The organism is Paenibacillus sp. SORGH_AS_0306 (genome assembly GCF_030819345.1).
Lineage (GTDB): Bacteria > Bacillota > Bacilli > Paenibacillales > Paenibacillaceae > Saccharibacillus > Saccharibacillus kyungheensis.
On the sequence record NZ_JAUTBP010000001.1, the window covers coordinates 5,234,150 to 5,249,480 of the forward strand.

Here is a 15,331-nt window from a genome sequence, read left to right on the forward strand (position 1 = left end):
GAGAAAGGGTGAAGCAGTGAATGAAAAGCAATTCTAAAGGCATACTGTATTTCCTCACGATTATGCTTGTTCTGGTCAGTAGTGCAGGTATAGGAAGTTCAGCTGCACATGCAGCAACCACAAGTCAGACTCCAGATCCCAAGCGAGCTTTTTCACATATGGTCTTTTTAGGAGATTCGCTTACAGCAGGATATGAACCAGGTGTAAAAGCTTCTCATTACGATGGCTTTGCACCACGAGTAGCAGAGCAAGGATTGTTCCGCGCAACCGTACAATCAGATAATCACAGTATACTTGGACTTACAAGTACAGGGCTGGATAATTATCTAAGTGCAGTCACCGCAGGAACAGCGATCACGACTAAAGATATCCAAAGCAATTTGCCAGGAGCTGTCTATACGTTAGATACAGTTCAAGCGAAAAAAGATATTGCGCAAGCAGATCTAATTACGATCACGATTGGTGGCAATGATTTTTTGAATGCGCTGGGTTCTTTAAATGAATTGCCCCAAGACATTTCCAGTCTTAATCTGGATCAAGTAGGGACAAAGTACAAAATCAATATCGACAATATTATGAAGCAAGTCACATCACTCAATCCCAAAGCAACTATCGTGGTTGCAGATCAATATCAACCTATGCCTGTTCAAGTAGGTACCAAATTATATGCAGGGCTTAATACAGTCGCAAATCAATTTAGCCAGATTGTAGATCAAACAGCGAAATCGTATGTAGCCAAAGGATATGATGTACGTGTAGCTCATATCTCCAAAGACTTCCCGGGCAAAGAATTAGCGATGACTCATATCGCTGAGGGAGATATCCATCCGAATCAGACTGGATATGATGCGATATCACGTACATTTATACAGACGATCTGGGGAAGCAAAGGTTATCTGAGTCCATTTGTCAAAGGACAATCTAGCTCTTCTGCAACACCTGCCATTGTAACGAATGGGCAACCGTTAGCAACAACATATAAGCCTATTATTCGAAATGGCAAAACGTATGTAACGTTGCGAGATGTAACAACAGCTCTAGGTGCCACAGTAAATTGGTCTAATACTTCACAAACAGCTACGATCCAAAGTGGCAAAAACAAAATCAGTATTCCTGTAAATAGTAAAAAAATAAAAGTAAATGGGGCTACGCAGTCTGTCGATTATGCTGCTTTTGTCCAAACAACTAAAGGAATAAGCAAAGTCTATGTACCTTTAACTGTACTCACTCAAGCATTTGATTATGATGTACAATATGTAGCCCGCTGGAAAGCTGTTTTTATCAGATCATAATTGAAGTGAATTGATAATATAAGTAATGATTAACGATGATAATGACCAAGTGACAATAGAAAATATAGCAATAAAAAAAGACATTCTATCTCAAAGGATGTCTTTTTTTGCTAATACTATCAATAGATTTGTGAACCTATTTATAAACATATACTGAAATTTTGGAGCATTCACGCTATAATAAACATACAGTAATTGGAATTTAATTAATAAAAATGTAAACGTTATCATTAAAAATGTAAATACGTCGGGGTAGCAAAGGTGGAAACCATTCTTATGTTTACCAGAATTAAAAGCGCTTACAATAATTTAGGTATTCATCGTAAAATGTTGCTACTGATCTCTGCATTGTTGTTAGGAAGTTTTGCTTTTTACGCATTGGTATTAAGCAATCTGTATGAAACGTATGATAGTCAAATGTACGAAAAGACATCTGAATTACTGAATATGTCTTCTGTCGGTATTGAAAATCAACTGAAAGATATGGAACATTTATCATTTAAAGTAGTTACCGACGAACAATTGCAACGCTACTTAACAGAGCTGGAACAGACCAATTCAGTGTATCAAAAAAATGTATTACGCAAAAAGCTAACCAATCGGTTGATCGCTTTTGCAGGTTCGGAGCCTTTTGTCTATTCGATGATGGTGATCGACAAAGAAGGTGAGGTAATGTCAGCAGGCAATCGAGAAGGGATACCGGCTGAATTGCGAACCGATCTAACCACATTAGCAGATCAGAATGATGGAGCCAATTCGTGGTATGTCGGGGGCAAGTCTTCTTTGTTAGCAGTTCGTCAATTCAAGGCTTTTACCGGATCAACCTTCACGCTGAAAAATCTAGGTACAGTGATTATTCGGATTCGGATAGACCGGATTGTCGATAAACAGGTGCATCAGTCTGCTGGAAGTACACTTGTGATCGCAGATCATCAACAGATTGTTTATCCTGAAAAGGTGTCATTTAGCGAAACTGAGATCAATCAAGAATTGAGTCGCAATCAGCCTTATGGTGTAGTGAATTTGCCGGAAGGTGGTTATTTCTCTGCTCGTATTCAATCGCCATATACCGGATGGACATACTTGCATATGACGCCATTTGATCCGATGTTTGAACGAATAACATGGATGAAGCGTCTGGTGACGATTATATTTATTGCGATCTTTTTACTAGGGCTGGCATTTGGCACACGATTATCGCGCAGTATTACAAGACCGATGGAACGCTTATTGCAGAAAATGAGAACCGTAGAGACTGGCAATCTGGATCGTCTGGAAGAATTAACACTCGGGCCTGTGCTTGAAGGATCACAGACTGAAGTAGGGTTACTGCACCGCACATTTAACCGAATGTTACTGCGAATCAGTGAATTGATTGATGAAAATTATGCCAAACAACTTATTATTCGCGAAACTGAACTCAAAGCGCTACAAGCACAGATTAATCCTCATTTTCTCTATAACACCCTAGAATCGATTAACTGGATGGCGAAAGTCAACAAACAATCCAAAATCTCTGAAATGGTCGAAGCGTTAGGCTTTTTATTACGAAGCTCTGTCAATATGAGCGAAAAATTGATTCCGTTAGGACGCGAACTTGATATTGTCTATAGCTATGTCACGATTCAGCAGATGCGCTTTGAAGAACGTTTGCATTTTGAAGTCGATATTCCTGACGATCTTAAAGATGCACTAATTCCCAAATTAACGCTACAACCGCTGATCGAAAATGCGATTCATTATGCGCTGGAGCCGAGTGTTAACGTGTGCCATATTCGTATTGTAGTGAGACATGAAGAAGATCTGCTCTATATCAGTGTAGAAGACGATGGACCGGGAATGACGGCTGAATTTCTAGAACGTCTACATAGTGGACAAGTACAGACGCGTGGCGAAGGGATTGGACTCAGCAATATAACCGAACGGATACGGCTGACATTTGGCTCGGATTATGGAATGGAGATCGAAAGTTTGCCCGGTGTGATTACTGCTTTTCATATTCGTATTCCTTATGAGAGAGGGGAAGCGCAAGATGTATAAAGTATTGTTAGTCGATGATGAACGGATGATCTTGGAAGGGATATCACAGGTCGTGAACTGGCATGAAAGTGGAACCGAATTGATCGGCACCGCACGTAATGGACTGGAAGCATATGAGCGTATTCAAGAAAATTGCCCTGATATCGTGATTAGTGATATCTCTATGCCCGGACTCGATGGAATTGGACTGGTCGCCAAAACCCATGCTGCATTTCCAGAGGTACGCTTTATTATGTTGTCCGGTTATAAAGATTTTGATTATGCTCGTAGAGCGATGCAGTACGGGGTGAAGCATTATTTGGTGAAGCCTTGTAACGAACGCCAGATTCAAGAAGCGATCAGTGAATTGTTATCCGAACGTGAGGTTGAGCATGAGCGTGATGAATTTGTAAACAGTATGAAAGAGCAATTTACCCGCATGTTGCCACAGGTGAAAGAACAATTTCTGAAAGAATTTATCGCTAATAAAATGTACGGGGTGCGTGACCTTGCTTATTATGAGCAATTATTTCATCTGAATCTGCGTGATCGCCCGGTACGAATGGCTTTGATGCGTGTTGAAGAATCGCATGAATATGAACATTTATTTGCACTCAAAAATATCGCTGATGATCTACTAGATGGTGTATTGATGGGAACAACAATTCATATGCAAGATGAGTTACTGCTTTTACTGGATGATCCTGAATCGATTACCAAGCTGATTGGTGATCTGGAACATGTACAACAAGTGTTTGCAGGCTTTTACAAATTAGATGTGACGATTGCTTTAAGCGAACCGGATTATATGATCTCGTTACGGCGAATGTATCGGGATACACAGCAATGTATGAATCACCGCTTTTATGTAGGGGAAGGCAGTATTATTACCAAGTCGGATCTAGCATTAGCTGATCAGAAAGATAATACTTCGTTTGAAATGGATGAAGAAGCATTCACATTGTTAATTAAATCCGGACAAATGGAAGAAGTGACCGCAGAAATTGATCGTTTATTTGTAACATTAGCGGAATGGCGACATGATATCGGAGTGACTCGCTCGTATGTGCTTCAATTATATGCAGTGATGATCCGTCTGTGCTTGCCAGAAGAACGTTCTTTATTTACAGGTCGAATGGCAGAACTGGCAATGCTAGATACATTAACTGGATTACATGAGTTTGTACAGGAAGCCGCTGCTTACTTAACGATGAGTTACTATAAGAGCAATGTAAATCGCCAATCTTCTGTCGTCAATAAAATGATTCAGATCATCGAGCAAAATTACACCAGTGCTGAATTATCGCTAAACGGAGTCGCTAATCAAATGCTGTATATGAACCCGGACTACCTCGGTAAGATTTTCAAAAAAGTGACTGGAGATAATTTCTCCCATTATGTCAATCGTTATCGAATCGAACGCTCCACCGATCATATCCGTCGTAGCGGTGATGTCAAAGTATTCGAACTCGCTGAACTGTTCGGGTTCGGTGGTAACTCGCAATACTTTAGCCAAGTGTTCAAAAAATGGACAGGCATGACCCCAACCGAGTACCGGAAAAGTGAAGAGTAGAGCAAAAGCAAATACAAAATAAACTTTTTGTAGATATAACTTATTGTAGCTATAACTTGTAATGAAGTTTTATCTTTTGGAGTTTACTTGTCTAACTATTATGCTGTGATGTAAATGAATGGATACGAATAATAGTACACTTCAACAAACAACAAACAACAAACAACAAACAACAAACAACAAAGAACAAAGAACAAAGAATAAGCGACTTTTGATTGTCGCTTTTTATTTTGACTGAAATCAAATCTAGCGTACCTCAACGTACAAGCGAAGAGCATCATCATATTCTGAAAGAGCGAAGCGATCGCCTTTGTCATGAAATCCCTACCGCTTAGCGGTTATTCAAGGGAGTTCATGACAACAAGCGACGACAAGAATACGATGATGATCGTAGCGACAGCCCCTTGATACCGTAAAACAAACCAAGTTCATACAAATATCCGTCTTAGCAGAAATTCAGACTACTCTGTTTTTTACACGATCACATCGGATTTGTGTATTCAATTGTGATCTTCCATCTGCGAAAATGAAGGTACAACTTAAATGTAAGCGTTAACAAAAAAGGAGCATCATCACACTCTACTTATTGATTTTGAGCAATATGAACAGCAATCATCAGCTTGATTAACGAAAGGGGAGAATATAATGAGAAAAAAGACAGCACTGGTATTGATGGTTACAATCCTACTTTTCATCACAGCTTGTGGTAATTCAGGTGGCGGAGGTAGTAATGCTAGTGGAGGTACAGACGGCAAAACGCTTCGGATCGCTTGGTGGGGATCAGATACCCGACATGAATATACTCAGAAAATTATTGATATGTACAAAGAGCAAAACCCCGGTGTAAATATTGATATCGAATATGCTTCTTTTGATGATTATTGGAAAAAGCTAGCTCCACAAGCAGCTGCTAATCAATTACCGGATATTATGCAAATGGACGTATCTTATATTAGCCAATACGCTAAAAACGGACAATTGGAAGACCTGACCCCATACTTAGGAAGCAAAATTAAAGTCGATGATGTGACTGAAAACGTACTTAAAACAGGTGTAATAGGTGGCGTACAATACGGTATGCCAACAGGGGTTAACGTATTAGGGTTCCAATACGATCCAGCGATTTTGAAAAAAGCAGGCATCAGCGAAATTCCAGACAACTGGACTTGGGATCAATACAAAGAAATCGCACTTAAAGCGAAAGACAAAGGAATCTACTTTGATAGCTCGATGGCAGCAGATATTTTCTTTAACTACTTTTTACGTACCAAAGGTCAATCGCTTTACAATGCTGAAGGAACAGCACTTGGATATGAAGATGATGCGCTATTTACAGAATTTTTCGGCATGTTAGCTGAACTGATCAAAGAAGGCGCAGTACCTTCTCAGGAAAAATTGAACCAGACCAAAGGCATTCTAGAAGAATCCGATATTGTAAAAGGTACAGGAATCGGGATCTGGCAATGGTCGAACCAATTCGTAGCATTACAACGTGTCGTCAATCGTCCGATGGAGCTTGCTCCGATGGTAGGCCCTGATATGGAAAAAGGAATTTATATGCAACCAAGTATGTACTGGGCTGTAGCGAAAAGCTCGCAGTCCAAAGACGAAGCAGCTAAATTTATCGACTTCTGGATCAACAATCAAGATGCTAATAAATTGATCAAAGGCGAACGTGGTGTACCAATTTCTGCGGCTGTTAAAGAAGCTGTAGCACCAGAATTAAGTGAAACCGAGAAACAAGTATTTGATTTTGTCGCTAAAATGGAGCCAATCAGTTCCCCAATGAGCCCACCACCACCTGTAGGGTCGGCTGAGATTATTGCAGCATTAACCGATTATGTAGAGCAAATTAACTTTGGACAAGCCACTGCTGCTGAAGTTGCACCGAAGTTCCGGGCAGATGCGAATGCGATCTTGTCTAACAATCAACCGTAACGAACTCGTTAGCTGATAGATGTAGAGAACGTGAACCGATCGCTGGAGAATGTATATCCAATCGGTTCACGATTTTCTTTCAAAATCTCAACGATCTGAGGAGGTGCGAACGCTTATGGCTATACGTAATGAGTCTTTAAAAACCAATTTGACAGGCTATGCTTTTATTAGCCCTTTTATTATTGGATTTCTGGCTTTTACTTTGATCCCGATGTTTATATCGTTGTATCTTTCGTTTACCAGCTATAACTTGTTTACTTCGCCACGCTGGATAGGACTTGGTAATTTTGAAAAAATGTTTACCAATGATCCGAAATATTGGAACTCGGTCAGAGTGACCATTTATTATGTTTTTGTAGGTGTTCCTTTACGATTAGCTTTTGCTTTATTTGTAGCGATGGTGCTCAATACAGCATCACGGATGGTGGGTACATATCGAACAATTTATTATTTACCATCCATTATTGGTGGTAGTGTAGCTGTATCTATTATGTGGCGTAATATTTTTAGTGAGCAAGGGATCGTCAACCATTTCTTAATGGCTTTCGGCGCAGCACCTGTCAATTGGTTTGGTAATGCTACCGCTGCACTGGGTATGCTGATTACGTTATCGGTATGGCAATTCGGTTCATCGATGTTGATTTTCCTTGCTGGCTTGAAAAATATTTCACCTGAAATGTATGAAGCCGCCAGTGTTGATGGTGCTTCACCTGTACGCAAATTTATGAATATTACATTACCGCTACTCAGTCCGGTTATTTTATTTAACCTGATTATGCAGACGATTAGTGCATTTATGACATTTGTACCTGCCTATGTTATCTCCAAAGGAGAAGGTGGACCTCTGGATGGAACAATGTTGTACTCGCTTTACTTATTCCGTCAGGCATTTATGTTCAACAATATGGGTTATGCCGCCGCGATGGCTTGGGTAATGTTGATCTTTATCGGTATTCTAACATTTGTATTATTCAAAACATCTAAAATGTGGGTGTTCTATGAATCAGAAGGAGGACGTTAATTATGGCTGAACGTAAAGCGTCTATCCCTGAATACAATGTAATGAGCAGTACGCGCGCACAAAAAGGGTGGTTCTGGCGCAAAATCAAATGGCCTGTCTATCATATCTTTGTCGGGTTACTGGCGATCTTGATGATGTATCCTATTGCATGGATGTTGCTTAGTTCATTTAAAGAAAGCCGTACCATTTTTGCGACAGCGAATACATTATTGCCTGCTCAATGGATGTGGGATAACTATATTACCGGTTGGAAAGGTGTCGGTGGTTATTCTTTCGGACATTATATGTGGAATTCATTAGTAATTGTAGCGATATCGACAGTCGGAGTAGTTATTTCTTCGGCAGTGATTGCTTTCGGATTTGCTCGTTTGAATTTTAAAGGTCGGAACTTCTGGTTTGCGATTATGATGGTGACCTTAATGCTACCTCATGATGTGGTATTGGTTCCGCAATATATTATTTTCACTAAATTAGGATGGTTAAACAGTATTGCTCCTATTGTGGTACCGCAATTTTTCGGTGCACCATTCTTTATTTTCTTGATGGTACAGTTTATCCGTACGATTCCGAAAGATCTGGATGAAGCGGCGACGATTGATGGGTGTGGCAAATTCCGTTTGTTTATACAGATTATTTTGCCATTGATCAAGTCTTCTCTGGCGACAGCAGCGATTTTCTCTTTTTACTGGCGCTGGGAAGATCTACTAGGTCCGGTACTCTACTTGAATTCACCGGATAAATATACGGTCTCGATGGGATTGAAAATGTTTTTGGATAGCGAATCTTCTTCTAACTGGGGAGCGATGTTCGCGATGTCTATCGTAAGTCTATTGCCTGTGGTAGCGATCTTCTTTGCTTTCCAAAGACATATTGTCGAAGGGATCAGTTCTAGCGGGATCAAAGGATAAGATACGGATCAACAATAGCTAGGTAGATATTTTATGCTGAATACTTTATGTTGCTCATTATTGAAGTTATCGAAATAGATGTTATGTACCATATAGATAATCATGAAAGCGATCTATGTAAGGATGGTGAAGCCAATGAATCACAAATCAGCTACTGAGATGGCTACAGAACAATGGCGGATCACCGAAGGTGGCGATGCCAAGGCAGCATTAGGTGATCCTTCATCTACACTTCATGCATCTGCACCGGATCTCTCGGCACATGAACCGTTATTATCACCATTGCGATATGATTTTGGACCGGGAGAAGTTACTCCCGGTTATATATCTGTGTCTCCTGATGATCGATATGAAAATATGCAGACTGGATCAAGTTATGGATTTGCACATCCTGAGAGAGTATATGGACGAGATCGAAGCGATATGCTAAGTGGAGATCAATTCGCAGAGACGTCTAATCATTTGCTAAGTAGCTTCTGTATTCCACTGGGCACTTCATTTATAACCGATCTGCCTAACGGTACATATCAGATCCAGATTACGGTTGGAGATGAACAAGCCGCTACTCATACGATCATTAAATGTGGCGCTGGCAAGCTGATGTTACCGCCTGTAGATACATTGCCCGGTCAATTTGTAAATAAACTATTTACCGTTCCGGTGATTGAACATCAACTGCAACTGCATATCAGCGGCAAAGCGCCACGTCTAAATGCGGTAGAGATTACAGCTGTACCGCAAGCACTCAAACTATTTATCGCTGGCGATTCAACAGTGACTGATCAGAAGCAAGGCGGAGCTCCTTATGCGGGTTGGGGGCAGATGTTACCTGCAAAATTCAAGCACGATGTCTGTGTCGATAATCATGCAGTATCCGGTCGCAGTTCCAAAAGTTTTATTGATGAAGGTAGACTGGCTATAATTGCAGACCAGATCAAAGCAGGGGATTTTCTATGTATTCAATTCGGTCATAATGATGAAAAAAATGATCCGGCACGCGGTACACAGCCATTTACTACATTTAAAGAATACTTATTGCAATATATCGAAGTCGCTCGTACCAAAGGGGCAACTCCAATTTTGATAACTCCGGTTAGTCGGCGTTACTTTGGAGCAGATGGCGTTCTTACAGATACTCATGGCGACTACATTGTAGCAATAAAAGAATTAGCGACAGAGCAACAGGTTCCACTAATCGATCTCGCTCAGCAGACCAAAGTATTGTTAGAGTCACTGGGTGAAGAACAAAGTAAATCGTTATTTGTCTGGCTTTATCCGGGGGAGTATCTACATTTTCCCGATGGGATGGAAGACAATACTCATTTTCAAGAACAAGGTGCTATGCAAGTGGCAGGGCTTGTGGCTGAAAGTATTCGTGCGTTGGCGATTCAACCGTTAGTAATGTATTTGCGCTAATGCTAATATCGTTACTTTTGTATAGAGTGGTCATTATTACATTTCGAATCTACTGACAATCTAATATGTGATACAGAAAGGATGATTAGTTATGCCTGCTTTACAATTTGATGAACAGCATATCCGTGATGTGATTGATCGTGTGGTTGAACGTACATTTAATATGGATTTTCGCTGGGATTGGCCGGGTGGAGTTGCTTTTTACGGAATCTGCGAAGCCTATGAAGCAACAGGAAAAAAGGAATATCTAGACAAACTTAAAATTTGGATCGATGAGCAGATTGAAGAAGGATTACCACAGTTATCGGTCAACGGGGTATCGATCGGTCATTGTCTGCTTACTTTATATGAAGCAACAGGCGAAGAAAAATATTTAGATATTGCAAAAGAAATGGCTGAATTTCTAGATAGCAAAGCAGAGCGTTTTGCAGATGGCATTTTCCAGCATACGGTCAATTCACTTACCGATGTATTTCCACAGCAAGCATGGGTAGATACGATGTTTATGGCAGGGTATTATTTGCTACGGATCGGTCATTTGTTAGGCAATGAGAAATATATCGAGGATGGCTTGAAGCAGTATCATGGACATGAAGAGTTCTTACAAGATAACGATACCAATCTGTATTATCATGGTTGGGATCATGTGAATCAGCATCATATGTCAGGCATGTATTGGGCGCGTGGCAACTCATGGGCGGCACTGACCATGGCAAAAGCATTGAAGTTTATTCCAGTGCAACATCCATCGTATATGATTATTGATGGTTCTTTGCGAGATCAATTAAGCGCTCTCGTACGTCTGCAATCACCAGAAGGATTATGGCATACCGTACTTACCGATGAGACATCTTATCTGGAAACATCCGGTTCTGCGGGTATCGCGACAGCGTTATTGTTGCAAGGCAGACTGTACAATAAATATACGCAAAAAGCGATTGATGGCATTTTGTCGAAGATCAAAGAAGATGGCACTATAACAGGCGTTTCCGCAGGTACAGCCGTCATGAACGATATTGATGGCTACCGCAAAGTACCTGCCAAACGTATTCAAGGATGGGGACAAGGACTGGGCTTAGCTTTTCTAGCTCAATTGGTACGTACCAAAGAAGACGTATTTGGTTGATTATCATGAAGCGATCATATCGATCGTTATTTTGAAAAAATATAGCATAGTATTATTCCTGGACATTTTAATTCAGCAAATAAGATATAAAAAAACACGCTGTTCTTATTCAAAGAGCAGCGTGTTTTGATTTACATTAAATCTTATTATATTCTACAGCAAAGGTTGCTTCACAATCGAGAACTGATGATCTAGATTCTCAACGATCATATAGAGTAGACCATTCTCGTATTTAATAAATTTGGATACCGTATTCTCAGATGTTTGGGGCATTTGCCAGATTTCTTTACCATTACGATCATACAGATAATTTTTTTGCTCACTATTATCGATTAGAAAGACTTGATTGTTATTATAATCGGTTGTCCATTTTTCATCACGATCAGCTAACGTACGAATCATTTCATAGACAGGTTGACCTGTAGCTAGATTGTAACGAGCATAGATTGGGAAAGGTTTGTCTGTATTAGCGCCTAACGGATTTCCTTTAATATTGGTCGTATAGACAATCAATTCATTCGATTGTAATTGAAAATCAGCATTTAGATTCCACGGTACTGTAATCGTTTTGGCTTTTACGTTAGGATGAGCAGTATCCCAAATGTAAAATACATTTTGCGTTTGCATCAAGCTACCGCCATTATATTGAGCGACTACGTAATGAGAGAATGTTTTTACTTGAGTTGGATTAGCATTTTCATAGTTAAACGTCTGCTGAATCGTTGGCGTTGTAGTCAGAGATGCTTGTTTCCAAGGTGCTTGATAGACAGATAACTGCTTGCTCGACTGAACAACAATTTGTTCTTTGCTAGTGGACGTAGGAGCAGACCATGCTAACTGCGAACCATTGCCCGAAACGACTTGATACAAGTGTGCCGGTAACGTAACCGTTGATAAAATTTTGCCTGATGTTGCTTGAGCTGTTGATAATGTGATTTTTTGTAGAGATTGTTTATGTTGTACAATTAATACTAATTTGTTAGAACTGGTCAATACGTTATAGCTGAAAATACGATCATACGTATTGTTCCAAAGAGGCATCGATGTGTTCAAATTCACGATTTCTATGCGGTTATTCGCTATATCTACCAGAACTGCTTGATCATGAGGTAGATTCACAATCTGTGTATCGATCCGAAAATCGTCGGGAAAAGACAAATGATCATCTGTAGGATTAGCAGCAAATGCTTGTACAGGTAATAATAGCAATAGTGTTAACGTTAGAATCCATTTTTTCATCACAGGTAATCCTTTCTGCACATCCTTTATTTTATGTAGCATACCTATATATATTATACCGTATATTTGCAGTATGTGTACTATTTAGATTTGACGAGGTAAATAATAGGCTTTATGGTAATAATATAAAAATAATGATTGAAAAAGGGGTTGCTCTTATGGCTAGTGAACATATCGTACTGAATCAAGGACAAAATACCAATCTGGCGCAAGGTGATTCGTTAAAAGTAATGATTCAATGTGATGCTTCACCGTCGCCGCTGGATATCAGTTGCTTTATGGTGAATGAAGCAGGCAAAGTACCTTCAGATGATTATTTTATTTTTTACAATCAAAATGTCGATCCGCATCAATCAGTGCATTTGGAACAAGCAACAGAGCGGAGTACACAATTTGCGTTAAATATGACTAAATTACAAGCGGCTCCTATTGCCAAATGTGTATTTACAGCTACGTTAGAAGGAGCAGGCACGTTTGCAGAAGTACAGAGTTGCAAAGCGGTGCTTACGCTTGGTGAACAAGAGATTACATATACAATTACAGAAGCGACAGCAGAGACTGCGCTTATTTTTATAGAAGTGTATCGCTATCAGCAAGGGTTCAAAGTGCGAGCGATTGGACGTGGATTTTTTGGCGGTTTGAAGCCTTTAGCAGAATCATTTGGCGTAGATATTGACGATAGCCCTGAAGAAGAAACAGCGCCTTCGCAAGCAAGTCCGGCTGATCCAACACCTGTGCCGATTGTTGCTGAGCCTGTATCCACACCTGAACCAGTCACTCCACCAGTAAATACATCGATAGGCAAAATCGATCTGCTCAAACGCAAAGTCACCTTATCACTTGAAAAGAAACAAATCCCCCCGATTCAAGCCAGAGTAGCGGTAGTGTTCGATGCATCGGGTTCGATGTATTCTTTGTACAAAAAAGGGGTCGTGCAAGAAGCTTTTGAACGTATATTGGCGATTGCGGCGGCATTTGATGATAATGGCGAATTGGATGTATGGTTTTTTGCCAAAGAATTTCTACGTGCGCCAAGTGTACGTGCTGAAGATTATAAAGATTATGTCGCGCGCACCTATAAGTTAGGAAGTAAAGGTGGAACAAATAATGAACCGCCTGTGATGGAAGATTTGATTCGCAGATATACAGTCGAAGAACCGAATGTACGTATTCCGACGTATATTATCTTTTTCAGCGATGGTGGAGTCAGCAGTAAAAGCAAGATTACCAAGTTAATTACCGAAAGTTCTCATCAAAATCTGTTCTGGCAATTTGTTGGACTGGGCAATGCGAATTATGGTATTTTGCGTCAGTTGGATGAGCTTAAAGGACGTTTTATAGATAATGCCAGCTTTTTCGAATTAGACGATATTTCTAAAGTGAGCGATGAAGAGCTATATGATCGCCTATTGAACGAATTCCCAAGCTGGATTGTAGAAGCAAGACGTAAAGGAATTTTGGCATAATTGCACAAGAGTGAAGAGTGAAGAGTGAAGAGTGAAGAGTGAAGAGTGAAGAGTGAAGAGTGAAGAGTAAAAGAGCCAGAAGGCAGTAAAGCATCTTGTATAATGTAGAGATGACTTTTACTATCTTTTGGCTCTTTTTTTGAATTAGAAGAAGGAACTGAAATAGATAAGAATCATTTATTTGAATAAAGAAAGGCTATACATTGCTATGAAATAGAAGTAATGCGTAAAATTTATTTTTTAGTTTTCACATATCAGTTTTCTATCGCATTAGAATAGACATCTTGCAACAACAACGATTAGAGAATCTTCTCTTTTGAAAAGAGGACTTTACCTCACTTTAACTTTTGATGTTATCATCTGCTTGGATCGATCGCCTGAGCGTTTGCCCCAATTGGTTCCCAATACCCCAAGAATAATCAAAGCGGTGCCAATGATATGGTAATACATTAACTGCTCATGCAAAAATACACTACCTGCAATCATCGACGTAATGGTTGCAAAGTTGCTAAATACACTCATTTTGGTCGCTTCCAGATGAGAGAGCGCATAACTGGATAACAAAGTCGTTCCCAGCGAAGACAATATCCCTAAGTAAAGCAAAGCGAATCCATAATGTGGCTCTGTAAATGGCTGAACATATTCAATTACCGTCCCGAGTATCAGATGCCGACCAAGTGCTACGATATTAAATAACACACAAGCCGTTATCATCGTTACCCATGTTAATTGAAGTGGATTATACTGCTTGGTAAGCGGGCGAGCGAGTACGCCATACCCTGCAAAACAAAGCGCAGACCCGATCAATAACAAGATTCCACCCAGATTACTGAGCGAAAAGTTGGTACCGCCTTTCATCACAAAAATAAACACAACGCCTATCACAGACAGTAACAGCGATCCTTTTTGTATCCATGACGATTGTTCTTTGAGAAAATAAGTCGCCAGAATCAATGTGAAAATAGGAGCAGTCGCCTGTATAATGCCAGCTTCAGAAGAAGAAGCATACAACAATCCAAACGCTTGAAAAGCAAAAAACAAAATAGGTGATAACATCGCTAGTGGTAAAATGCGCCAGATATCTCGCCAGGTGCAGGTGACTTTGATCCAGCCTAGTAGAATAGGAATTCCCAACACGAGAGTAGATAACAAAAATCGATGAGCCAGTACATCCAGTGGATGTGCTGTATTGATCGTCATTTTCATAAATAAAAACGAAAATCCGATAATCAGTGCATAAGCTAGAGCAGCTAGGTAAGCGGGTATACGATTAGATTGGGTAGTCATTTATGTGTACCTCCAGGTGATCATTTGCAATATGAATAGGTTGCTT

11 protein-coding genes are annotated in these 15,331 nt (G+C 40.0%); 9 read left to right on the forward strand and 2 right to left on the reverse strand.

What is annotated here, in order from left to right:
- Window positions 1-20 precede the first annotated feature (20 nt).
- From QE450_RS23300 to QE450_RS23335, 8 genes are all read left to right on the forward strand, one after another.
- On the forward strand, window positions 21-1,292 hold the full coding sequence (locus QE450_RS23300; protein WP_307302467.1) for an SGNH/GDSL hydrolase family protein: 1,272 nt from the start codon (window positions 21-23) through the stop codon (window positions 1,290-1,292).
- Window positions 1,293-1,568: 276 nt separating this feature from the next.
- On the forward strand, window positions 1,569-3,332 hold the full coding sequence (locus QE450_RS23305; RefSeq protein ID WP_273614792.1) for a sensor histidine kinase: 1,764 nt from the start codon (window positions 1,569-1,571) through the stop codon (window positions 3,330-3,332).
- Complete coding sequence (locus tag QE450_RS23310) at window positions 3,325-4,884, forward strand: response regulator transcription factor (protein WP_301263053.1); 1,560 nt, start codon at window positions 3,325-3,327, stop codon at window positions 4,882-4,884. Before QE450_RS23305 ends, QE450_RS23310 begins: the two co-directional genes overlap by 8 nt.
- A gap of 645 nt (window positions 4,885-5,529) precedes the next feature.
- Window positions 5,530-6,822, forward strand: a complete 1,293-nt coding sequence (locus QE450_RS23315; RefSeq protein ID WP_273614794.1) for an ABC transporter substrate-binding protein — start codon at window positions 5,530-5,532, stop codon at window positions 6,820-6,822.
- 115 nt (window positions 6,823-6,937) lie between these two features.
- Window positions 6,938-7,843: a carbohydrate ABC transporter permease gene (locus QE450_RS23320; RefSeq protein ID WP_204826615.1), complete on the forward strand. Its 906-nt coding sequence runs from the start codon at window positions 6,938-6,940 to the stop codon at window positions 7,841-7,843.
- A gap of 41 nt (window positions 7,844-7,884) precedes the next feature.
- The gene (locus tag QE450_RS23325; protein ID WP_307302805.1) at window positions 7,885-8,751 is read left to right on the forward strand and encodes a carbohydrate ABC transporter permease; all 867 of its coding nucleotides are present in this window, start codon (window positions 7,885-7,887) and stop codon (window positions 8,749-8,751) included.
- Window positions 8,752-8,886: 135 nt separating this feature from the next.
- Entirely contained in the window at window positions 8,887-10,167 is a 1,281-nt protein-coding gene (locus QE450_RS23330) for a rhamnogalacturonan acetylesterase (protein WP_307302473.1), read from the forward strand.
- Window positions 10,168-10,258: 91 nt separating this feature from the next.
- A complete protein-coding gene (locus QE450_RS23335) occupies window positions 10,259-11,293 on the forward strand; it encodes a glycoside hydrolase family 88/105 protein (protein ID WP_273593132.1) in 1,035 nt (344 codons plus the stop codon).
- 153 nt (window positions 11,294-11,446) lie between these two features.
- On the opposite strand, the gene QE450_RS23340 is transcribed toward QE450_RS23335, so the two are convergent.
- Window positions 11,447-12,532, reverse strand: coding sequence for a hypothetical protein (locus QE450_RS23340; protein WP_307302476.1), 1,086 nt, complete (start codon window positions 12,530-12,532; stop codon window positions 11,447-11,449).
- Window positions 12,533-12,690: 158 nt separating this feature from the next.
- Here QE450_RS23340 and QE450_RS23345 point away from each other — a divergent pair, with 158 nt between their 5' ends.
- Window positions 12,691-13,998, forward strand: coding sequence for a VWA domain-containing protein (locus QE450_RS23345; RefSeq protein WP_307302478.1), 1,308 nt, complete (start codon window positions 12,691-12,693; stop codon window positions 13,996-13,998).
- 330 nt (window positions 13,999-14,328) lie between these two features.
- Here the strand turns inward: QE450_RS23345 and QE450_RS23350 are convergent, their stop codons facing one another.
- Window positions 14,329-15,285 carry a DMT family transporter gene (locus QE450_RS23350; RefSeq protein ID WP_307302481.1) on the reverse strand — a complete coding sequence of 319 codons (957 nt, stop codon included), beginning with the start codon at window positions 15,283-15,285 and terminating at the stop codon, window positions 14,329-14,331.
- Window positions 15,286-15,331: the final 46 nt, after the last annotated feature.